The 20,520-nt window shown below is 58.7% G+C and carries 17 protein-coding genes; 8 read left to right on the plus strand and 9 right to left on the minus strand.

Going from position 1 to position 20,520, the window contains the following annotated elements:
• Positions 1-117: 117 nt before the first annotated feature.
• Positions 118-651 (minus strand): hypothetical protein, encoded by a 534-nt coding sequence (locus R0J92_RS06425; protein WP_106163509.1) that lies wholly within the window; start codon positions 649-651, stop codon positions 118-120.
• A 318-nt stretch (positions 652-969) separates the two neighbouring features.
• On the opposite strand from R0J92_RS06425, the gene rpsF reads away from it, so the two are divergent.
• Genes rpsF through rplI form a run of 3 tightly spaced genes read left to right on the plus strand, consistent with a single transcriptional unit; the run spans position 970 to position 2,216 of the window.
• Positions 970-1,323 (plus strand): 30S ribosomal protein S6, encoded by a 354-nt coding sequence (rpsF, locus tag R0J92_RS06430; RefSeq protein ID WP_106163508.1) that lies wholly within the window; start codon positions 970-972, stop codon positions 1,321-1,323.
• A 28-nt stretch (positions 1,324-1,351) separates the two neighbouring features.
• Entirely contained in the window at positions 1,352-1,579 is a 228-nt protein-coding gene (gene rpsR / locus R0J92_RS06435) for a 30S ribosomal protein S18 (protein ID WP_005982441.1), read from the plus strand.
• Positions 1,580-1,592: 13 nt separating this feature from the next.
• Positions 1,593-2,216, plus strand: a complete 624-nt coding sequence (gene rplI / locus R0J92_RS06440) for a 50S ribosomal protein L9 (protein WP_106163507.1) — start codon at positions 1,593-1,595, stop codon at positions 2,214-2,216.
• A gap of 104 nt (positions 2,217-2,320) precedes the next feature.
• Here rplI and R0J92_RS06445 read toward each other — a convergent pair whose 3' ends face one another.
• Both R0J92_RS06445 and R0J92_RS06450 read right to left on the minus strand, forming a co-directional pair.
• A complete protein-coding gene (locus R0J92_RS06445) occupies positions 2,321-3,172 on the minus strand; it encodes a flagellin (protein WP_411051086.1) in 852 nt (283 codons plus the stop codon).
• A gap of 304 nt (positions 3,173-3,476) precedes the next feature.
• Positions 3,477-4,322, minus strand: coding sequence for a flagellin (locus R0J92_RS06450; RefSeq protein WP_411051087.1), 846 nt, complete (start codon positions 4,320-4,322; stop codon positions 3,477-3,479).
• A 450-nt stretch (positions 4,323-4,772) separates the two neighbouring features.
• On the opposite strand from R0J92_RS06450, the gene R0J92_RS06455 reads away from it, so the two are divergent.
• The gene (locus R0J92_RS06455; RefSeq protein ID WP_411051088.1) at positions 4,773-5,240 is read left to right on the plus strand and encodes a transglycosylase SLT domain-containing protein; all 468 of its coding nucleotides are present in this window, start codon (positions 4,773-4,775) and stop codon (positions 5,238-5,240) included.
• Between the two features lie 148 nt (positions 5,241-5,388).
• Positions 5,389-7,347 (plus strand): bifunctional 2',3'-cyclic-nucleotide 2'-phosphodiesterase/3'-nucleotidase, encoded by a 1,959-nt coding sequence (locus tag R0J92_RS06460; protein ID WP_411051089.1) that lies wholly within the window; start codon positions 5,389-5,391, stop codon positions 7,345-7,347.
• 58 nt (positions 7,348-7,405) lie between these two features.
• Here the strand turns inward: R0J92_RS06460 and R0J92_RS06465 are convergent, their stop codons facing one another.
• The 3 genes from R0J92_RS06465 to R0J92_RS06475 form a co-directional block, all read right to left on the minus strand.
• On the minus strand, positions 7,406-8,296 hold the full coding sequence (locus R0J92_RS06465; protein WP_411051090.1) for a GGDEF domain-containing protein: 891 nt from the start codon (positions 8,294-8,296) through the stop codon (positions 7,406-7,408).
• A gap of 471 nt (positions 8,297-8,767) precedes the next feature.
• Complete coding sequence (gene tig / locus R0J92_RS06470; RefSeq protein WP_411051160.1) at positions 8,768-10,099, minus strand: trigger factor; 1,332 nt, start codon at positions 10,097-10,099, stop codon at positions 8,768-8,770.
• Positions 10,100-10,404: 305 nt separating this feature from the next.
• Positions 10,405-11,523: a porin gene (locus R0J92_RS06475; RefSeq protein WP_411051091.1), complete on the minus strand. Its 1,119-nt coding sequence runs from the start codon at positions 11,521-11,523 to the stop codon at positions 10,405-10,407.
• A 390-nt stretch (positions 11,524-11,913) separates the two neighbouring features.
• Between R0J92_RS06475 and R0J92_RS06480 the strand changes: the two genes are divergently transcribed.
• Positions 11,914-12,681, plus strand: coding sequence for a substrate-binding periplasmic protein (locus tag R0J92_RS06480; RefSeq protein ID WP_411051092.1), 768 nt, complete (start codon positions 11,914-11,916; stop codon positions 12,679-12,681).
• 456 nt (positions 12,682-13,137) lie between these two features.
• Here the strand turns inward: R0J92_RS06480 and R0J92_RS06485 are convergent, their stop codons facing one another.
• The 3 genes from R0J92_RS06485 to R0J92_RS06495 all read right to left on the minus strand — a co-directional run bounded on the left by R0J92_RS06485 (position 13,138) and on the right by R0J92_RS06495 (position 19,805).
• Positions 13,138-15,555, minus strand: a complete 2,418-nt coding sequence (locus tag R0J92_RS06485) for a methyl-accepting chemotaxis protein (protein WP_411051093.1) — start codon at positions 15,553-15,555, stop codon at positions 13,138-13,140.
• 295 nt (positions 15,556-15,850) lie between these two features.
• On the minus strand, positions 15,851-18,640 hold the full coding sequence (locus tag R0J92_RS06490; RefSeq protein ID WP_411051094.1) for a bifunctional aconitate hydratase 2/2-methylisocitrate dehydratase: 2,790 nt from the start codon (positions 18,638-18,640) through the stop codon (positions 15,851-15,853).
• Positions 18,641-18,890: 250 nt separating this feature from the next.
• Positions 18,891-19,805 carry a LysR family transcriptional regulator gene (locus tag R0J92_RS06495; RefSeq protein ID WP_411051095.1) on the minus strand — a complete coding sequence of 305 codons (915 nt, stop codon included), beginning with the start codon at positions 19,803-19,805 and terminating at the stop codon, positions 18,891-18,893.
• Between the two features lie 106 nt (positions 19,806-19,911).
• Here R0J92_RS06495 and R0J92_RS06500 point away from each other — a divergent pair, with 106 nt between their 5' ends.
• A complete protein-coding gene (locus tag R0J92_RS06500; protein WP_106163496.1) occupies positions 19,912-20,232 on the plus strand; it encodes a putative quinol monooxygenase in 321 nt (106 codons plus the stop codon).
• A gap of 2 nt (positions 20,233-20,234) precedes the next feature.
• Positions 20,235-20,456 (plus strand): DUF2798 domain-containing protein, encoded by a 222-nt coding sequence (locus R0J92_RS06505; protein WP_106163495.1) that lies wholly within the window; start codon positions 20,235-20,237, stop codon positions 20,454-20,456.
• Positions 20,457-20,520 lie beyond the last annotated feature (64 nt).

Raw genomic sequence — 20,520 nt, forward strand, 5'->3', positions numbered from 1 at the left:
CCTACACACGCGAACGCGACAAATCCCCCCGGATTGTCCGCTGTTCACGTGAATGTCAGGCGCCGTGGGTCAGAGTTCAGGAGGTTGCCTGCCTCTGTCGCCCCCAGACGCTGTTGATCAATCGAGAATAGGCAGATGCGGGCGGATCTGCGACATCAACAACCTGCGGGTCGCGCGTCCTTCCAGCGGCAATTCGAGCAAAATAGTGCCATTGGTCTCGATGATTTGCAGAGTTTTGTCGCTGAAACGCGCAGCCCCCAAAGAGCGATAGCTGCGGCGCATCACGACCACGGGCCGACCGTCGGCGCGGATCTCTTCGATCCGCATTTCACCGCGCTGCGCATCGAACTGAAATTCCGGCTGATCGGCGGTCTCACGCTGCAGCAGCAGGCACAGGCCAAGGAACATCAAGAAGACCGTAATCCCCATGCGTACCAACGCCAGCTGCGGGTCGGCACCGGCCTCTGGCGCGAGCCAGATACCGATGGAAGCCAAAACCATGCAACCGCCGAGCAGACGCAACAGCATGGCGGACACCGACCCGCCGGGACGAATGTTGACCTGGGATTGCGCCGCACCCCGCCCCAGCGAGGGTTGCACTGGACGCGCGCCATGGGAGAAATCGGCAAAGTTCTGATTGATCGCGGTCATGTCAGTCACATCCTCAGTTGGTCCAGGCGCCTTTGGTCAGGCCCTCCAGGCATTGTTAATGTTTTGTTAACCACGTTATTCTTGCGGGAATGGGGCTGTAGTGTGGCACGCATTGGGAAACACTTGGCCCGGGCGGTTTACCTTCTCCTGCGTCCATCCCTCACAGACGCACTGCGGTGGGTTGCGCTTTTGAGGAAAGCCGTCTAAAGCGAGGCCTCCTTCCGTATCACTTTGATCCGCGCAGACTCTCGTGGTGGGGCAACGGAAGGCGATTATGCCCTGCCTATGAAATGCGCCCAGACACAAACAGGAGTTCGCATGCCACTCTATGAGCATGTCATGATTGCGCGTCAGGACCTGTCCAACTCGCAAGCTGAAGGCCTCATCGAACACTTCGGTGCTGTGCTGTCCGACAATGGCGGTAAGCTGGTCGACAACGAGTACTGGGGCGTCAAGACGATGGCCTACAAGATCAACAAAAACCGCAAGGGCCACTATGCCTTCCTGCGCTCCGATGCTCCGGCATCTGCAGTTCAGGAAATGGAACGCCTGATGCGCCTGCATGACGACGTGATGCGCGTCCTGACCATCAAGGTCGACGAGCACGCCGAAGGACCTTCGGTCCAGATGCAGAAACGTGACGAACGCGACAACCGTCGCGAGCGCCGCTGATCTTAGCTTGAGAAAAGGACGCTAAACCATGGCAGCCAAACCGTTTTTCCGCCGCCGCAAAGTCTGCCCCTTCTCGGGCGACAATGCGCCGAAGATCGATTACAAAGACACCCGTCTTCTGCAGCGCTACATCTCTGAGCGCGGCAAAATCGTTCCCAGCCGTATCACCGCCGTTTCGGCAAAGAAGCAGCGTGAGCTGGCCCGTGCTATCAAGCGCGCCCGCTTCCTCGCCCTTCTGCCCTACGCTGTGAAGTAAGGAGACCTGATCCATGCAAGTTATCCTTCTTGAACGCGTTGCAAAGCTTGGCCAGATGGGCGACGTCGTCGACGTCAAACCCGGCTTCGCGCGCAACTACCTGCTGCCGCAAGGCAAGGCTCAGACCGCATCCGAGAGCAACATCGCCTCTTTCGAAGCCCGGAAAGCGCAGCTTGAAGCGCGCAACCTGGAGACCAAGAAAGAAGCAGAAGCTCTGGGTGAAAAGCTGGCCGGTCAGCAGTTCGTCGTGATTCGCTCCGCTTCCGATGGCGGCAACCTCTACGGCTCCGTCACCACCCGTGACGCGTCTGACGTTGCAACCGAAGAAGGCTTCTCGGTCGACCGCAAGCAGGTCATCATCCGTGAGCCGATCAAGACCCTGGGCCTGCACATTGCAGAAGTGCACCTGCACCCCGAGGTCATGGTGACCGTCGAGCTGAACGTTGCGCGCTCCCCCGAGGAAGCGGAACTGCAAGCCTCCGGCAAGTCCATCCAGGAACTGGCCGCTGAAGAAGAAGCCGCAGCAGAGTATGAAATCTCTGAACTGTTCGACGACATCGGTGGCGCAGCTTCCGAAGACGACGAAGGCGACGCACCGGCAGCAGCAGCTTCCGAAGAAGACGACACCAACGCCTGATCCACGAGATCGGACAGTGAAAAGACACAGAAGGGCCGCCCAGATCGGGCGGCCCTTTTTTATGTTCATGACGCATCCCGGCAGTCGCGGGATGCCCCAGTCTGTTATCGCTGGAACAACTGCAGCAACAGACGTGGCGCCTGATTGGCGATGGTGAGCGACTGAATGGCCAGCTCTTGCTGAGTTTTCAGGGCCGCGAGCCGTGCCGAGGCCTCTTCCATGTTGGTATCGGTCATCACCGAAACGCCCTGCTGCATCGAGTCTGCCAGTCGTCCCACAAAATCAGCCTGATCCTCAAGCCGTGCCGACGAAGAGCCAAGCGCAGCGGCGCCGGTGATTGCGGTCTGCAAGAACCCCTCGATTTCAGTCAGGGCGGTGGCCGCAGAGGCGGTGTCAGTGATACTGGTGAGGTTCGACGCCAGATCGAGGTTGGATTCGAAATTCACCGAATTGACAACGATTTCCTCGGTCGTCACCGCTCCGCCCGCGCCCACCCGGTTCAACGAGGCCAGAACGCCGACCGACGTCGCTCCGGCCCCGTCGACATCACTCGCCAGCAGATTGGCACCATTGAATTGCGCCGCGGAAATGATCGCCTGGACCTGCTCGACCTTGGAGGCGATATCCTGCTGGATGGTATCGTGATCCACGTTCTCGGATTGACCGGAAACGATCAGCTCTTTGATCTCGGTCAGTTTATCGACGATCTGCTCCGCGCCGGCAGAGGCGACGGCAACCGTTGCTTCGCCAAGTGCAAGCCCGTCTTCGATGGAGCGGAACCCCGAAATATCGGATTCCATTGTTTTGGCGATGGCCCAGACAGCGGAATTGTCCTTCGCCTCGCCAATCCGTTTGCCGGTGGAAATGGAGGTTTGAACATCCATCAGATTACCATTGATGGCCTTCAAAGTGCGCAGGGCTGTCATAGCCCCGAAATTCGTCAAAATGCTGGACATAACTGGGTTCCATCTTGTGGGACAACTTTCGTCCCGCAGGTGCAGACCTCGTTTCAAAGATCGCCACGCGTCCGTTTGGACACTGCCGCTCCAAAGGGATTTCGGCGCCGCCCTGCAATATTTGCAAGATGCGACACTATTTTATCCACAATTGCTTACCAATGGATTAACGCAGCCTGCCCGTGTTTGCCTGATCTTTACGATTTGCCTGCAGCAATCTGTCACGCGCCTCGCACATCACACAGCAAAGCCGCCGGCCCCACCAAAGGGCCGACGGTCTATTTTAGCCGGAAATCTCAGTGCCTTAGCGGAAGAGCTGCAGCAGCGAGCTTGGTGCTTCGTTCGCGATGGTCAGCGACTGAGTGGCCAGATCCTGTTGGGTCTGCAACGCGGACAGGCGCGCAGAGGCTTCTTCCATGTTGGTGTCCGTCATGGTGGAGACACCCATCGTCATGGAGTCCACCAGATTGCCCACAAACTCGGACTGATCTTCGATGCGAGCCGCATCCGCACCCAGAGCCGCAGCGCCGGTGATGGCGGTCTGCAGGAAGGTTTCGATCTCACCCAATGCGCTTGCCGCAGTGGCCGTGTCAGTGATATCGGTCAGGTCATTCGCCAGATCCAGGCTGGATTCAAAGCCTACAGCGTCGATTTCAATCTCGACAGCAGTCACTGTACCACCAGCGCCAACACGGTCGAGGGAGGCCAGAACACCCAGCGAAGACTCAGTGCCGTCAACGGTATCTTTCAACAGGTTTGCACCGTTGAACTGTGCTGCGGAGATGATGGCTTCGACCTGCTCAACCTTGGAGTCGATATCGGTCTGAATCTTGCCGTGGTCAACGTTTTCAGACTGGGCGGAGACGATCAGCTCTTTCATCTCGGTCAGTTTTTCCACGATCTGCTCGGCACCAGCGGAGGCGACGGCAACGGTGGCTTCGCCGACAGCGAGACCTTCCTCGATCGCTTCAAAACCTGCAATGTCGGAATCCATGGTTTTGGAGATTGCCCACACAGCGGAGTTGTCTTTGGCTGTGCCCACCTCTTTACCAGTGGAGATGCTGGTCTGGGTTTTGCCGAGGTCGTCGTTGACGGATTTGAGAGTCTGCAGCGCAACCATTGCGCCGTTGTTGGTCAGAATGCTGGACATAGAGCACCTTGTAATATGGCAGGACAGTGATTTTTATATCTGTCCCTTATTCAGGTTATCCCGTTACACGGGGGCGAGTGGTCCCGTCCTAAACCTGCTTTAAGCCTTGCGGCGCCAGCGCCACCTGTCTCCAGATGCACCGTAACATTGCCATTAAACACCTTACCGACACCTTAACGGCGTAGGATTTCAATCCTAAAATTTAAGATAGTTGAATGAGGTCCTAAGCCCCAATAAACAACCATAATTTCTGCCGATATTTTCTTAAAAATCAACTGCTTGCCACACGCAATGCATATAGCCGACCTGCAATCACCTCGGCAGGAAAGGTCAGTCAGCCGGTGTCCTCCGACATGATCGGCAAGGCTTCGCCTCGCAGGAAACTCGGGGATTGCGACCATGGACGAGACCGGTAATCTACCGTCAGAGAAATTATTGCGAGACAGCCCCATGCACCGTCGACATCTGCTTTGGACTTTGGCGGCCTTTTCCCTCAGCTCCGTGGCTGGATGCGCCAAGACCGAACCGGTCACGCGCGCTTATAATCCACCCCTTTACCCGAATGAGACACCGGAGCTGCGTAAAAAGATCAACTATTGGGCAGATCACTATAAGGTGCCCCGCAGCCTCGTTCACAGACTGGCCGTGCGTGAGAGCACCCATCGCCCCTGGGCAACAAACTCCCCCTACTACGGCCTGTTGCAAATCCTGCCCGCAACCGCACGATCAATGGGGTTCAAGGGCAAGCCCAAGGATCTTCTGGATGCAGACACCAATCTGAAATTCGCCGTGCGCTACCTGCGCGGGGCGTGGATGATTTCAGATGGCAGCCACGACAATGCGGTGAAGCATTACTCCCGCGGGTACTATTACGAAGCCAAGCGGCGCGGCATGTTGGAGGAAACCGGGCTGCGCTGAGACTTGCGGCACGCTCTGCGGGATGCGTCCAAATCATTTGACCGGATAGTCAAATTCTGGCCTGTTGAAATACAAGTGTCACATGCTTTGGCTACGTCATTGCCTGACGCCCCGATCTCGGGGCCAATTTCATTTGAAGGAGTAGACCATGCCGCTTCACCTTGATCGTCGGTCGTTTCTTGCTGGCAGTGCCGGCCTCATCGCATTGCATCCATTTTCCGCCCAGGCCGCCGCTGGCCAGGTCCATTTGCGATTGATGGAGACAACCGACCTGCATGTGCATGTGTTTCCTTATGATTATTACGGCGACAAGCCGGTGGACACCGTGGGCCTTGCCCGAACCGCAGCGCTGATCGGTGACATCCGCGCCGAAGCCACCAATTCGCTGCTCGTGGACAACGGCGACTTCCTGCAGGGCAACCCGATGGGCGACTACATTGCCTATGAACGGGGCATGAAGGAGGGCGACCAGCATCCTGTCATCACCGCGATGAACACCGTAGGCTTTGATGCCTCGACGCTGGGCAATCATGAATTCAACTACGGCATCTCCTTTCTGATGAAATCGTTGGCTGGCGCCGGGTTCCCGGTGGTCTGCGCCAATGTCGCCAGAAAGACCGGCGCCTCCCCGCGCGAGGACGAAACCTTGCTGCCGCCCTATGTGCTGCTTGATCGCGAGTTGACGGATGGTGCGGGCAAGACCCATCCGATCAAGATCGGCATCATCGGTTTTGTGCCGCCTCAGGTGATGAACTGGGACCGCAAGCATCTCGAGGGCAACGTGCAGGCGCGCGACATCGTCGACTGCGCCCGCGCCTATGTGCCAGAGATGAAGGAGAAAGGCGCAGACATCATTATTGCGCTGTCACATTCCGGCATTGGCTCTGCTGAGCGGAGCGAGGGGATGGAGAACGCCTCTGTTCCGCTGGCGGCAGTCGAGGGCATTGACGCGATCATGACCGGCCACAGCCATCTGGTGTTCCCCTCCTCCACCTATGCGGATTTTGCAGGCGTTGATGCCGACAAGGGCACCATCCACGGCACACCCGCGGTGATGGGCGGCTATTGGGGCAGCCACATGGGGCTGATCGACCTGATGCTGGAGCGGGACGGCAAGGGCTGGCGCGTGGTGGGGCACGGCTCCGAGGCGCGGCCGATTTCAAAGCGCAACGAGGACCGCAGCGTCACCGCGCTTGTGGAAAGCGACCAGAGCGTGCTTGACGCGGTGCAGGCGGATCACGACGCGACGCTGGCCTATGTGCGCCGCGCGGTGGGCAAAACCGATGCACCACTGCACAGCTATTTTGCGCTGGTGGCGGATGATCCGTCGGTGCAGATCGTGTCCATCGCGCAGACCTGGTACATCCAACAGATGCTCAAGGGCACCGAACATGAGGGCCTGCCGATCCTCTCCGCAGCGGCGCCCTTCAAGGCTGGCGGACGTGGCGGGCCGGAGTATTACACCGATGTCCCCGTAGGTGATGTGGCGATCAAGAATGTCGCCGATCTCTACCTCTATCCCAACACCGTGCGCGCGGTGAAAGCGACCGGCCAGCAGGTGAAGGACTGGCTGGAGCGCTCGGCGGGCATGTTCAACCAGGTTGAGGCCGGCACGGCGGATCAGCTGCTATTGAACCCGGAATTCCCGAGCTACAACTTTGATGTGATCGATGGGGTGACCTATCAGATCGACCTGAGCCAGCCGCCGATGTTCTCCGCCAAGGGCGACGTGATCAATCCCGACACCAACCGCATCGTGAACCTGCAGTTCAATGGCGCGCCGATTGATCCCGCAGAGACCTTCATCATCGCCACCAACAACTACCGCGCCAGCGGTGGTGGCAGCTTCCCCGGCGCCATGGGCGATACCATCATATTCGAGGGGCCGGACACCAACCGTGACGTGATCGTGCGCTACATCGTGGAACAGGGCACCATCAGCCCCAAGGCAGACGGCAACTGGAGCTTTGCGCCCCTGCCCGACACCTCGGTTCTGTTTGATACCGGCCCCAAAGCCGCTGACTATGCCGCCAACGTGCCGGGCGTGACAATCACTCCGGCCGGGGATGGTCCGGACGGGTTTGCCCGGTTCAAGATCGCGCTCTGACCGAAGCCTTTGCACACGAAACCGGCCGTTCCTGTTGACGCAGGGGCGGCCCGACGCATCAGACGACGCGATTGCGCCCTGCCCGCTTGGCTTGCAGCAACCCGGCGTCCGCCTGGCCTAGAACCGGTTCAATCTGAGAACGGCCCGCGAAATCCGCACAGCTGAACGTCGCAGTGATCCGACGGGTCGCCAATATGCGCGAGGCTTCAAGCCGCTGCCGGCACTGCTCTGCAAGGGCACGGGTGGTGCCTTCCTCGGGCTTGAGCCGCAGCACCAGGAACTCCTCACCGCCGATGCGAAACAACAGGTCACCCTTGTCCAGCTGTTGACGCACCAGGGTTGTCACGGCCCGGAGCACAAAATCCCCGGTGGGATGGCCAAAGGTGTCATTCACACTCTTGAAGTAATCGAGATCGAAGAGGATCAGCGAAGCCGCGGACAGATCTTCCGCCTCCGACAGCCGGGCCAGATGACGGCGATTGAAGCATCCGGTCAACGGATCCTGGATGACGCTGGTTTCGAGACGGCTCTGCGCTTCGGCAATGCGTTGCGCGGCAAACCACAAGAAGCCCAGACAAAGCAGCAAGGCCAGCCCCAGCCGGATCGCGATCTGCCAGTCGGCAGCACACAGGCCAATCACCGGCACAACCGCCACCAAGAACGCACTGGAAAACACCAGCGGGAAGCACCCCTGCCGCACAAGAAATGCCCCGACCACGACAGGAAAGGCATAGAACGCCGCCTCGGCGCCGAACTGGCAAATCGCGACGAGAATCGCAATCCCGACAAGCACCAGAACCATTTCAACCCGCACCGGCAAGCGTCGCGCGCGCATCAAGGCGTAGAGATCGGCAAGCAGAGTCAGCAAAACCACCATCAGGATCGCGGCCAAAGCATAGGCCCCAACACTTACATTCAGCGCCACCATGACGGCGCATATCAGTGCCACTATGACGCCGAGATATAGGTTTACCGGTGAGTGGACCTTTCTGACCGACATGAACTTGTCCCAATACTCCGATAGTGTGCCGGATTGCCCGCGTATATTCAAGATTTCAAAGTTAATGAACTTTTCGCGTGTAAAGAAAAGCCCATAAATCACCGGAATCGAGGGGAAATAGCCACTCTGTTCCCCGCAAACTGGCGCGGGTGGAGTGTTTTCTCGGCTTTCCGTGCGACAGAACACCTGCAGGTAGATTTGACAAAGCCAAACTCACCTACAGAACCTCGTGCCCTTCCAGCCGTCTCGCGCGAGTATTCATCGCCGCCCCCGCCCTGACGTCGACTGCAGCAGGCACCTTGGCATGGACAACGCCCCACCGCTCAGCCTCTTCATGCGTTGACCTTCAAGAGGCCACGCGCGGCAACAAAAAAGGCCGCCCCAGAAGGACGGCCTTCGAATAAGTCACATCGGAAGAAATTACTCTTCTTCGAGCGCCTCAACAGCTTTTTGCAGCTCTTCTTTGGAGATCTCTTTCTCGGAGACCTGCGCCTGTTCGAACACCAGGTCGATGACCTTGTCTTCGAAGATCGGCGCGCGCAGTTGCTGCTGCATCTGTGCGTTCTGCTGGATGAATTCAAAGAACTGGCGTTCCTGACCTGGATACTGGCGTGCTTGCTGCATGATCGCCTGGGTCATTTCCTGCTCGGTCACTTCGACTTCGGCTTTCTGACCCATTTCGGCCAGCAGCAGGCCCAGACGCACGCGGCGCTCGGCGAGGCTGTTGTGCTCGTCGGTGGCTTCGATTTCCGGGTGATCGTGGCCCTGCACGTCCGGGTTTTCCTCGTGCCACAGCTGGTGTGCGATCTGCTTGGCTTCGGCCTCAACCAGGCTCGGCGGCAGGTCGAAGGACACCAGATCAGCCAGGGCGTCGAGCGCGGCGCGCTTCATCACCTGACGTGCGGCACCGGCATATTCTGCTTCCAGACGCTCGGCGATCTGACCCTTCAGCTGGTCCAGATCTTCGGCACCGAATTTGGTCGCCAGCTCGTCGTTGATCTCGGCCGCTTTCGGGGCTTTGACTTCCTTGACGGTGCAGGAGAACACGGCTTCTTTGCCCGCGAGGTGCTCGGCGCCATATTCTTCGGGGAAGGTTACGGTCACGTCTTTTTCGTCACCGGTCTTCACACCAACCAGCTGCTCTTCGAAGCCGGGGATGAAGGAGTTGGAGCCCAGCGTCAGCGGGTAATCCTCGGCGGAACCGCCTTCGAACGCTTCGCCGTCGACCTTGCCGACGAAGTCGATGACAACCTGATCGCCATCCTCGGACGCAGCACCCTCTTCACGGGCCTCGAAGTCCTGTGCGGAGGACGCCAGGTTTTCCAGCGCTTCGGTGACGGCTTCGTCTTCGGCCTTCACGACCAGCTTTTCCAGAGCAACACCGGAGACGTCCACTTCGGGGATCTCGGGCAGCGCTTCATAGGACATCTCGACGTTGACGTCGTCGCCCTCTTTCCAGTCTTCGTTGGTCATCTTGACGTCGGGCTGCATCGCCGGACGGTCACCGGAGTCTTCGAAGTGCTTGTTCATCGCACCATCGACAGCTTCCTGCATGACTTCGCCCATGAGGCGCGGACCGAACTGCTTCTTCAGAAGCGGCATCGGGACCTTGCCCTTGCGGAAGCCCTTCATCTCGATCTCGGGCTGCGCCTCGGCCAGTTTAACGTTGACCTTCTCTTCCAGCTCGGTGGCCGGAATGGTGATCGCGTAGCCGCGCTTCAGACCTTCGTTCAGAGTTTCTGTGACCTGCATCATATTCCCCATAGAGATTCGGGGCGCGCGCGCAGGCTCCGCCCCCAGACAATTTGAGGCCTTCTATTGGCCAGCGCCGCGCGGTGCAAGGGGCATAAGGCCTGATCCGCGCCGGAAGCGGCCCAAACCGGCGGTTTCCCCGGTTTTTATGGGGTCAAGCTGGCCCGGATGTGCAAACGCCCCCCGGAGGAACCGGGGGGCGCAGCATCATGCGAGAGACCGTACCGGGATCGGTGCACGAGGTAGGAAGCCCCTTGCCCGGTCCGGTCGCTCGAATTTAGATCACCGTCAATGGCATGATCCGATCAGAACTTCCAGCGCGCACCCGCCAGAATGGCGGAGCCGTCCTGGTAGTTGGTGGCGGAGCTGTCGTCATAGGAGTACTCGCGGTAGGCGACATAGGCCTCGAGGTTCTGACGATCAAACTTCTGCACCGCCGCGACGCCAAAGGATTCGGCGCTGTCGTTCACCGACACCAGATCCGAGCCGTCATAATAATCGACGGAGAAGGATGTCGCACCGACGGAGATCAGGTTCGCAGTGTACCCCAGCTTGACATAGCCATAGTTGCCACCGGTGTCCCGGTCACCCGACGCCGCACTCAGCGACAGGCCTGTCGGCTCGTGCAGAACCGCAGCAGAGGCGATGGTGTCACGGGTGTCCGCGCCGCCCTTGTCGGTCCAGCTCACAGCCAGAGCACCCGCAACGGTGAAGTCACCCAGATCTTCGTTCTCATAGTTCAAGGCGATGTCATACTGCTCGGTGTCAGCATCTTTGGTCAGGATATCCTCACCATAGGACGCGGAGACGGTGAACCCGGCAAAGTCTGGCGAGTCATAGCGCACACGGCCGCGGCGGGAGCCGTCAAAGGTCGCAAAGACATCGCCGATTTCGATCCCGGTCAGGTTGCCGCCCGCATCCCGCAGGAAATACCCGCCCGCTGCATCTGCAACGGATGTGTTGGCCGCGACGCCGGTACCGGACAGATCGATGCCAGTTGCACCGTCAGCGGCCATGGAACCCTGACCGATGGAGAAGGTACCATAGCGCGGAGTGTGCCATTGCAGATCGACATGACGCAGGTCGCTCCGCGTCCAGTCGGTGATATCACCCTGATCGTTCTGGTTCACACCGTCAGACGCGCGCAGCGACAAGGATGTCTCAAAACGGAACTTCAGTGTGTTCTCGCCAAAGGGCTGTTCCAGCCAGAACCCGACACGAGAGCCGGAGTTCCCGTTGTCGACCAGGCGATTATAGTCCTCACCGCCATCATCATAGCCTTGATAGGCTAGGTTGAGCTGACCGTACCAGCGGAAGGAACCACCGTTGTCGGATGTGTAGGTGGGGCCGGCAAACGCGGGCGCCGCAAGGAGGGCTGTCAGCGCAAGCGTGCTGGAGCCCACCGCAAGGGATTTGGTGCTCATGATATGAGTCTCCTAAGTAAGTGTCAGCCGGCCATCCTCCATCCCCGGACCCGACTGGGATCCGAGATAACATGTAAGAATTTCGCGAACAGGACTTGAAAAGACCGCCGCATGAACCGTTCGGTTCACTTTCTGGAGAGCACTGTAATTAAGGCTGTTTTTCGCCTGCCATGCGGCCTGACACGGAATTCAGAAGGCAGATTTCAACCCCGGAACTTTGCATTTTTCAACATACTGCTAGTCGCTCAGCGCAACCCTGCATCGCCGATACACGCCGCCTAGAATCAAATCCGACGTAAAAAACGCCAAACCATCCGAGGTTAGAAATTGTTGATTAGCACTCTCGTTGGACAATTTCGTGCATCTCATTCACCTCGGAGCAAAACGATCATGAAACACACATTGAGTGCCGTCGCTCTCGCGTTGACGGCAGTGACCACGCCGCTGATGGCAGACCCCGTGCGTATCGCAACAGGCGAATACGCCCCGATGACCGGCGCAGCGCTGCCCAACGATGGCGTGGTCAACGGTCTGGTGGCCCGTCTGGCCGCCGACGCTGACGTCGAGATCACGTTTGAATACATGCCCTGGAACCGAGGTCTGGAACTGACCCGCAATGGCCAGATGCATGGCGCGAGCTATTGGAACGATCTCGCGGATCAGAGCGGCTTGATCGAGGTCGGCCCGGTTTCCACCGGTCGCATCGTGTTCTTCTACCGCAAGGACGACCCGTTGCCAGAATGGCAGACACTGAACGATCTGGCGGGAACCACATTCGGCGCCACGCTGGGTTATCCCTATACCGAGGAGTTCTGGGCACTTGGCGAGGCGGGCACCTATGTGGTGCAGACCGCGTCCAATGATCTGTCCAACTTCAAGAAGCTTCAGAAGGGACGCATCGACGCCTTTATCATCAACGAGTTGGTGGGCTGGGATCTCCTGAACCAGAGCTTTACGCCAGACGAAGTGGCACAATTCGCGGCAACAGAACTGCCCGTTGCCGAGGCATTGGGATATCTGCAGATTTCCTCTGAAATGGACGGCGGCGCAGACCTCGCCGCCAAGCTTCAGGCCGCCTATGACGCGCTTGAGGCCTCCGGCGAACTGGAGGCCGTGAAGACGGAACTGAACGCAGCTTCCGGCATTCCGTCCAACTGAACCTTCTTCAGCACTTGCTACGGGCGATGTGGTCTTGCACCGCATCGCCCGCTCCCGTGTCCATCTCCCGGAAACCAAACGCATGTCGCGGCAAATCCGGGGCGCTGCGCACTGTCACCTCTAATTCAAGCCAGGTTGGCGCCGGAAATCGCATGTCCCTTGCAGACCCGTCTCAGCCTTCCTCGCTCGCAGCCCTGCCACGGGGAGGACTTGCACATTCGTGTCGGCCATCTGAGGCAATCTGCATGCAGCCGCCTAAGTGGTGATCTGGCAAGCTCACTTTCACAGTCGGCTCGCGCAATCGGAAGCGAATGCGTCGCATAGCCCCGGTTTCGACCCAGTATCAAAATCGCAAAGCAGCACAGGCCTTCCTGCTCCGCCACCAATACTCTCCCGCCAGTCACTGTCGGCCGGTGCCCCGACCGACATACTGCACGGTATCATCCGGCGATGGGCTTAGAAATCAGCCCATCGCTCGTTGGCACGCTTTGCGGGCTGCACGTCCGAACTAGGGTCGGACACCATTTGCGCCTGCCCATCGGTGTCCTCATCGGTGGCTTTCGGCTCCGATTCCGCATGGCTGGCCGGTGCAGCGATGTGGTCTGGCGGCGCAATCTCGGTCGCTGTGGCATCCACGGCCACGGTGCCTTGCGACGCCTCGCCCTCACCGCGCTGGTTTTGGGTCTGAAAGCGGCCCACAAATTGCGCAAGCCGATCCGAATCCGACCGTAACATGTGGGCGGCAGCGGTATTTTCCTCGACCATTGCGGCATTGCTCTGTGTCACCTGATCAAGCTGCGACATACCAATGTTGATTTCGGTAAGTGCCGTGGATTGCTCCTGAGAGGATTGTGCAATCTCGTTGATCAGGACCGAGATATGCTTCACTTGATCAACGATCTGGGTCAGCGCGTTGCCCGTCTTGTCAACCATCTGCACACCGCGACCAACCTGATGGCCACTGGTTTCGATCAGTGCCTTAATTTCAAGCGCGGCCTCGGATGACCGCTGCGCCAGGCCGCGCACCTCCGATGCCACCACCGCAAAGCCACGTCCGGCCTCTCCCGCACGGGCGGCCTCGACACCGGCATTCAACGCCAAGAGGTTGGTCTGGAAAGAAATGTCATCGATAACGCTGATGATGTTGCTGATCTTCTGAGACGACTCCTCGATCCCGTTCATCGCGTCGATCGTCTCTTTCACAATGGTTCCGCTCTCCTCGGCCATTCCACGCGCTTGCGTGACCGTATGCTCAACATTGAGAACGTTGTCATTGGCCGACTTCACACTCGAGGTGACCTGCTCCAGAGCCGCAGCCGTTTGCTCCAGCGTTGCGGCTTGGCTTTCAGTGCGCGACGACAGATCATCGGCAGAAGAGCTGACTTCTATCGCGCCTTGAGCAATGCTCTCCGCCGTTTCACGCACAGATTCAATCACCGTGCTCAGCTCCGTCATCGCATCGTTGATGCTGTAACGAAGCTTCTTGTGCTCAACCGGGAAGAATTTCAGCACCTTGTTGCGGAAATCGCCTTTTGCAAGGTTCATCAAGGCGTTGCTAAGCGTACGCACCACCATTGCATTGCCTTCCTGAATCTCCTTTTCGCGCTCCTTAGCGGCAGCACCTTCCTGCAGCCGAACCTGAAGATTGGACAGGGTCTTGGAGATAAATCCAACCTCATCGCCGATGCTCCGTCCGGTGATTTCCTCGTTGTAGTTTTCATCTGCCAGCTCTTCCACGTGACCGGCGAGCCGCTCCAGACGTTTGACAACGCCGCGCACTGCGAGCCAGGACGCCAGCACCACCAGAAGACTGGTAACCGCCAGTTCGATCAACGCGTTGGTCGTCGCCTTATTGACAACCGCCATCGCCTCTGACCGGTCAATTTCATAGACCAGTCCCCACCGTTCTCCGTTTGGTATGGTCACGCTATCAGCGACAGAAATCACGTCATGCCCGCCGACCCCGATCGCCGGATCAAAATACTGATGCTCCCCCGCGAGAGCCGCGCGGATCTGTTCACGCTCCGGCAGTACATCATAGGCAGAAAACCCGCCTTCGTGCGGCGATTCCGTTAACGACATGCCGTTCTGATCGACCAGATAAATGAAACCGGTCTGGCCCATCTGTTCGGACTGAGACAGGATGCGCATGATCCCGTCGAGCGGAAACTGCACAGCCAGAACGCCAGCCTGCTGCCCGTCAACAAAGATCGGCGTCGACATGAACATGGCCTGCGCGCCGGCACTTGGTGCATAAGGCGCAAGAGACGTCATGTAGAATGCCCCCTCGGCCAATGAGCGCCCCTCCCGGAACACCTCTCCGAGACCGGAGTCCTTGTATTTCCCAGTCTCAAAGTTCAGACCAAAATCATCTTCCTTGAACACCGAATAGATCAGATTCCCGTCCATATCGAAGAGGAACAGATCGTAATATCCACGAGATTGCAGGAACGCCCGCAGCCCGCCGTGATGGCGCTGGTGTACTGCGGACCATCCGGACCCGTCCCCGGCATTTTCCAGGACGTCCTTCTCTCCCACCGGGTGCGGATTGTCGACGATGTAGGATTGGCGAAGCTGTGCTTGCGGATCGCCATCGACCGCCTTCCAGGCCTGCGAAAACTCGGTCACCGCTGTCTGAATTGCGAAGCTGGACCGCAGCGCTACCACTTCGCCCTGCACCTCGTTCAGCCACCATTCCAGCGCGCGCTTACGTCCCTGCACAAAGCCCTCGTATGTAGCTTTGTGTTCTTCATCGACTGCCTGCGACATCTGCGACAGCTGCAATGCCCCCGACGCAAGAACAATTATCACTACGGGCAGTGCGATCATAATGGGCAGTTTCAAGCCAAGCTTGAGATTACTCAAACGAAACATTCTCGGATCCTCGTTACCAATCCGCCCGAAACAAAATGAGCGGCACACCAAACTTCTGATGAAAAATTAGTCGACAAGGCCTTTAGACTTCGTGAATCATATGGTTTCCAGCCATTTAACGGCAGAATATCGGTGTCTTTACGTGGCATTGTCGTGTGCAAAAATTCCACGTCCGGTCAGGTGATCCGCAAATAGAGAAAGCGCGCCCTTGATAGAGCGCGCCTTGTGGTTTTGTCAGAGCTCAAACCTGCTCGAAAAAGGGACGAGAGCGTGCCCCGCCCTTTCAGTCAGGTTATCAGAAGTGAGCGGAGCGAGCGCCAGCCGGCTTTTCCAGCGGGGGAGCGAATTTGGTCAGGTCGATCCCTTTGATCGCGGCCTTATACTCCTCGATGCTGGGGGTCCGACCAAGAATGGCGGACAGGACCACCACTGGTGTCGAGGCCAGCAGGGACTCGCCCTTCTTCTCGGCCGCATCCTCAACCACACGGCCCTGGAACAGGCGTGTGGAGGTCGCCAGAACGGTATCGCCCTTGGCGGCCTTTTCCTGATTGCCCATGCAGAGGTTACAGCCGGGACGCTCCAGATACAGGATGTTCTCGTACTCGGTCCGCGCCTCGCCCTTGGGGAACAGATCATCGAATTCAAAACCCGAGTATTTCTGCAGGATCGCCCAGTCGCCCTCTTCCTTGAGCTCGTCGACGATATTGTAGGTTGGAGCCGCGACCACCAATGGCGCCTTGAACTCCACCTTGCCCTGGTCTTTCTCAAGGTTCTTGAGCATCTGGGCGACGATTTTCATATCGCCCTTGTGCACCATGCAGGAGCCGACAAAGCCGAGATCGACCTTTTTCTGCGCGCCGTAGTAAGACACCGGACGGATGGTGTCATGGGTGTAGCGCTTGGAGACATCCTCGTTGTTGACATCCGGGTCGGCGATCATCGGCTCGTCGATCACATCGAGATCAACCACAACTTCGGCAAAATACTTCGCGGTGTCATCGGGCGACAACGCCGGTTTTTCACCAGATTTGATCTCCGCGATGCGCTGATCGGCCTTGTCGATCAGCCCCTGAAGCGTGCCGGCGGCGTTTTCCATGCCTTTGTCGATCATGATCTGAATGCGGCTCTTGGCGATCTCGAGCGATTCAATCAACGTATCGTCTTGCGAAATACAGATGGAGGCCTTCGCCTTCATCTCCGCGGTCCAGTCGGTGAAGGTAAAGGCCTGATCCGCCAGCAAGGTGCCGATGTGCACTTCGATGATCCGGCCCTGGAACACGTTGTCGCCGAATTGCTTCAGCATCTGGGCCTGCGTGGCATGCACGACATCACGGAAGTCCATGTGATCCTGCATGGTGCCGGTGAAGGTCACCTTGACCGATTCAGGGATCGGCATGGTCGCCTCGCCGGTGGCCAGAGCCAGTGCCACGGTACCGGAGTCGGCGCCAAAGGCCACGCCCTTGGACATGCGGGTATGGGAGTCGCCGCCGATGATGATCGCCCAGTCGTCCACGGTGATATCGTTCAGCACCTTGTGGATCACGTCGGTCATCGCGTGATATTCGCCTTTGGGATCACGGGCGGTGATCAGGCCGAAGGTGTTCATGAAGTTCATCAGGCGCGGAATATTGGCCTGTGCCTTCTTGTCCCAGACCGAGGCGGTGTGACAGCCGGACTGATAGGCACCATCGACGGTGGGCGAGATCACGGTGGCCGCCATGGCCTCCAGTTCCTGCGAGGTCATCAGGCCGGTCGTGTCCTGCGAGCCGACGATATTGACCTTTACCCGCACGTCAGAGCCCGCATGCAGGGTCTTGCCCGGCGTGCTGCCCACCGCGTTGCGGTTGAAGATCTTCTCAACCGCAGTCAGGCCTTGGCCCTCATGGCTGACTTCCTTGGCCGGAGCAAAGACCAGCGGCACCTCGATACCGAGGGTTTCCGCCGCAAATGTCTGCAGCTTCTTGCCAAAGACCACAGCATAAGAGCTGCCCGCCTTCATGAATTCGACCTTCTGCGGCGTGAACGCGGAGGAGACATCAACCAGTTCCTTGCCGTCTTCGTCCAAGAGCATCTTGGTCTTGGTGTCGATCTTCAGAACGGTGCCGGTCTCAACCGAGTATTTCTGCTCAAGCACCGGGTTGCCGTCATTGTTGAGGATCGCCTTGCCGTCGCTGTCGACCTTCTTGACCCAGTTCTTGAGGTCGAGACCAATGCCGCCGGTCACACCCACGGTGGTGAGGAAGATCGGCGAGATGCCATTGGTGCCTGCAACCACGGGGGCGTAGTTCACGAAGGGCACATAGGGGCTGGCCTGCTTGCCAGTCCAGAGCGCCACGTTGTTCACGCCCGACATCCGCGAGGAGCCGACGCCCATGGTGCCTTTTTCGGCGATCAGCATCACGCGCTTGTCGGGATGCTGCAACTTCAGCGCCTCGATTTCCTTCTGCGCGGCCTCGGAAATCATGCATTTGCCGTGCAGTTCACGGTCCGAACGCGAGTGCGCCTGATTGCCGGGGGACAGAAGGTCCGTCGAAATATCGCCTTCGGCGGCGATGTAGGTCACGACCTTGATCTCGTCGTCGATGTCGGGGAGCTTGGTGAAGAACTCGGCTTTCGCGTAGCTTTGCAGCACGTCCTTGGCGACTGGATTTCCAGCCTTATGGGCTGCCTCCAGACGCTCCATGTCAGCCTCATAGAGGAAAACCTGAGTTTTCAGAACCTCTGCCGCCTGCGCTGCCACATCGGCATCCTGCCCCAGTGCGAGATCCAAAAGAACCTCAACGGAGGGGCCGCCCTTCATGTGCGACAGCAGCTCAAACGCGAATTCCGGCGTGATTTCAGCCACTTCAGCCTCGCCGAGGATAATCTCCTTCAGGAACGCCGCCTTCACGCCCGCCGCACTCGTGGTGCCTGGCAGAGTGTTGTAGATGAAGAACTTGAGCGAGTCTTCGCGGTACGGGTTGCCGACCTCTTTGATCTGAGAAATCAGCTCTGCGACCAGCGCGCCATCGTCGATGGGCTTGGGGTGCAGCCCTTCGCTCTTACGCGTTTCGATCTCTTCTAGGTAGTCTGTGTACAAGCTCATGACGGTCCCGACGATTCAATGTAAGAAGAAGCTTGAAACGGGTTCGCAAACACTCTTGGCGAGCCGCGTCAAGCTTGCTGTATGCGGCAGTATACCAGTGGTGTTCACGTTGCAAGATGTTCCCGCCCGACAAGGTGAAGCCTCTCACCATCAGCGCCAAGCGTAATAGGCTGTCGACAGACTATCGGGTTCTGTGCCCGACAGATACAAAAATGCAGCGAGTCCGCTGCATGAAGCACCTGCTTGCTCATTACTTCAACGCAACCGGCACCTCTCCCTGCAGGCAGGGATCGGCCGCGATATACTCCGCCATAAAGTCCAGAAAGCAACGGGCCCGCGCGCTCAGCAGACGTCCAGTTGGCCAGACGGCATAGATGGCCCGGTTCTGTCCGCGCCACTCCGGCAGCACATGCATCAGCGCGCCAGACCGGATGTCCTCGATAATCTCGGACACTGGTATCAGCGTGATCCCCTGCCCTCGCGTGGCCAGCCGGGCCGCCAGCCCGATGTCGTCCACCGCGGTTGCTGCCGTCAATCGCAAGGTCGTGCGCGCATCGGTCTGCAGACAGGTCAGCTCCCACGAGGGCAGCACCTTCACACCGATAATGCGATGGTCCGCCAGATCCTGAGGCGTCATCGGCGTTCCTGCCTTGGCCAGATATTCAGGTGAGGCCGCAATGATGGTCCGCGCGGTGCCGAGGCGCTTTTGAAACAGCGACGAATCCGGTTGCGGCCCGGCACGCAACGCGAGGTCCGCACCGATCTCCACAAGATCGACACGGGAATTGGACAGTCTTAGATCCAGTTGAATATCAGGATACTGCGCCACAAAATCCGCCCACATCGGCTCAAGCACATGAAGCGACATATTGGTCGGCGCGGCCACGGTCAGGCTCCCCGCCATTTTGCGCTGATCATCGCCCAGCCCCTGAAGGGTGCGCTCAATCTGGGCGATCTGCGCACCCAGCTCCTGATAGTAAACGCTGCCCTGAGGGGTCAGCGCGAAACTGCGCGCCGACCGATGGATGAGCTGCACACCAAGCGCGTCCTCCAGCCGACGCAGGCGACGGGTCACCGTCGCCGCCGGAATGTTCAGACGCAGCCCAGCCGCCGCCAGACCATTGGCCTGAACGATATGAACAAACAAGGCGACATCATCGAGCATGATTTCAAATCCGGAATTTATACTTCTGTAATTGACAATATATTTCACTTTTGAACAATGCCAAACCTCACTCTGAAGAGACTTCAAACCCAAAAGGAGTGACGATATGAGCCGTTATTATGTAAGCGCCGGTCTTGAGCTGACCCCGGGAACCGATCCACAAGCCGCTGCAACCATGTTGGCGGGCCTGGCTGAAACCACGCGCGATGAGCCCGGCTGCATCTTCTTCGAGGTGCGCCAGAATATCGAGGATCCACAGCGCTTTACCCTGTGGGAATGCTGGACAGGCCCCGACGCGCTGGCGCGGCATTTTGAGTATGACCACACCAAGGCGGTGCTGGCCACCGGCATGACGCGGGTCTGCTACATCGAAAAACTCACCGACGTCAGCGGTGATCCCGCGCCCACGCCCGCGTCCGGAGACTGAGCATGCTGCAGCGCATCCTGTTCGCAGCACTGATGTCGCTGGTGCTGTGCAGCCTGATGACCCTATGGGTCACGCTGATCAACCTCGGGTGGTCGTCCGATTTCCTTGGCAATTGGGCCCGGGCCTTTGCGTTGGCCTGGCCCGCTGCCGCAGGGATCGCCTTTGTGGCGGGACCTCCGATCCTGCGGCTGAGCCAACGGCTGGCCGGTGGGTGGCACTCCTGACGGGATTGGCTTCGGTCCGACGCGCCGGGTTTGGGCAGGATGTCACGCGCCTGCTCAAACCCCA

Source organism: Tritonibacter sp. SIMBA_163 (genome assembly GCF_046535935.1).
GTDB classification, from domain to species: Bacteria; Pseudomonadota; Alphaproteobacteria; order Rhodobacterales; family Rhodobacteraceae; genus Epibacterium; species Epibacterium scottomollicae.

Excerpts from the sequence above, each read along its gene's own strand:
- R0J92_RS06460 (WP_411051089.1), top strand. The coding sequence starts at position 5,389 with ATGCCGCTTCACCTTGATCGTCGGTCGTTTCTTGCTGGCAGTGCCGGC.
- R0J92_RS06500 (WP_106163496.1), top strand. The coding sequence starts at position 19,912 with ATGAGCCGTTATTATGTAAGCGCCGGTCTTGAGCTGACCCCGGGAACC.
- R0J92_RS06450 (WP_411051087.1), bottom strand. The coding sequence starts at position 4,322 with ATGTCCAGCATTCTGACCAACAACGGCGCAATGGTTGCGCTGCAGACT.
- rplI (WP_106163507.1), top strand. The coding sequence starts at position 1,593 with ATGCAAGTTATCCTTCTTGAACGCGTTGCAAAGCTTGGCCAGATGGGC.
- R0J92_RS06505 (WP_106163495.1), top strand. The coding sequence starts at position 20,235 with ATGCTGCAGCGCATCCTGTTCGCAGCACTGATGTCGCTGGTGCTGTGC.
- R0J92_RS06475 (WP_411051091.1), bottom strand. The coding sequence starts at position 11,523 with ATGAGCACCAAATCCCTTGCGGTGGGCTCCAGCACGCTTGCGCTGACA.
- R0J92_RS06445 (WP_411051086.1), bottom strand. The coding sequence starts at position 3,172 with ATGTCCAGCATTTTGACGAATTTCGGGGCTATGACAGCCCTGCGCACT.
- R0J92_RS06485 (WP_411051093.1), bottom strand. The coding sequence starts at position 15,555 with ATGTTTCGTTTGAGTAATCTCAAGCTTGGCTTGAAACTGCCCATTATG.
- R0J92_RS06455 (WP_411051088.1), top strand. The coding sequence starts at position 4,773 with ATGCACCGTCGACATCTGCTTTGGACTTTGGCGGCCTTTTCCCTCAGC.
- rpsF (WP_106163508.1), top strand. The coding sequence starts at position 970 with ATGCCACTCTATGAGCATGTCATGATTGCGCGTCAGGACCTGTCCAAC.
- R0J92_RS06425 (WP_106163509.1), bottom strand. The coding sequence starts at position 651 with ATGACCGCGATCAATCAGAACTTTGCCGATTTCTCCCATGGCGCGCGT.
- tig (WP_411051160.1), bottom strand. The coding sequence starts at position 10,099 with ATGCAGGTCACAGAAACTCTGAACGAAGGTCTGAAGCGCGGCTACGCG.
- R0J92_RS06490 (WP_411051094.1), bottom strand. The coding sequence starts at position 18,640 with ATGAGCTTGTACACAGACTACCTAGAAGAGATCGAAACGCGTAAGAGC.
- R0J92_RS06480 (WP_411051092.1), top strand. The coding sequence starts at position 11,914 with ATGAAACACACATTGAGTGCCGTCGCTCTCGCGTTGACGGCAGTGACC.
- rpsR (WP_005982441.1), top strand. The coding sequence starts at position 1,352 with ATGGCAGCCAAACCGTTTTTCCGCCGCCGCAAAGTCTGCCCCTTCTCG.
- R0J92_RS06495 (WP_411051095.1), bottom strand. The coding sequence starts at position 19,805 with ATGCTCGATGATGTCGCCTTGTTTGTTCATATCGTTCAGGCCAATGGT.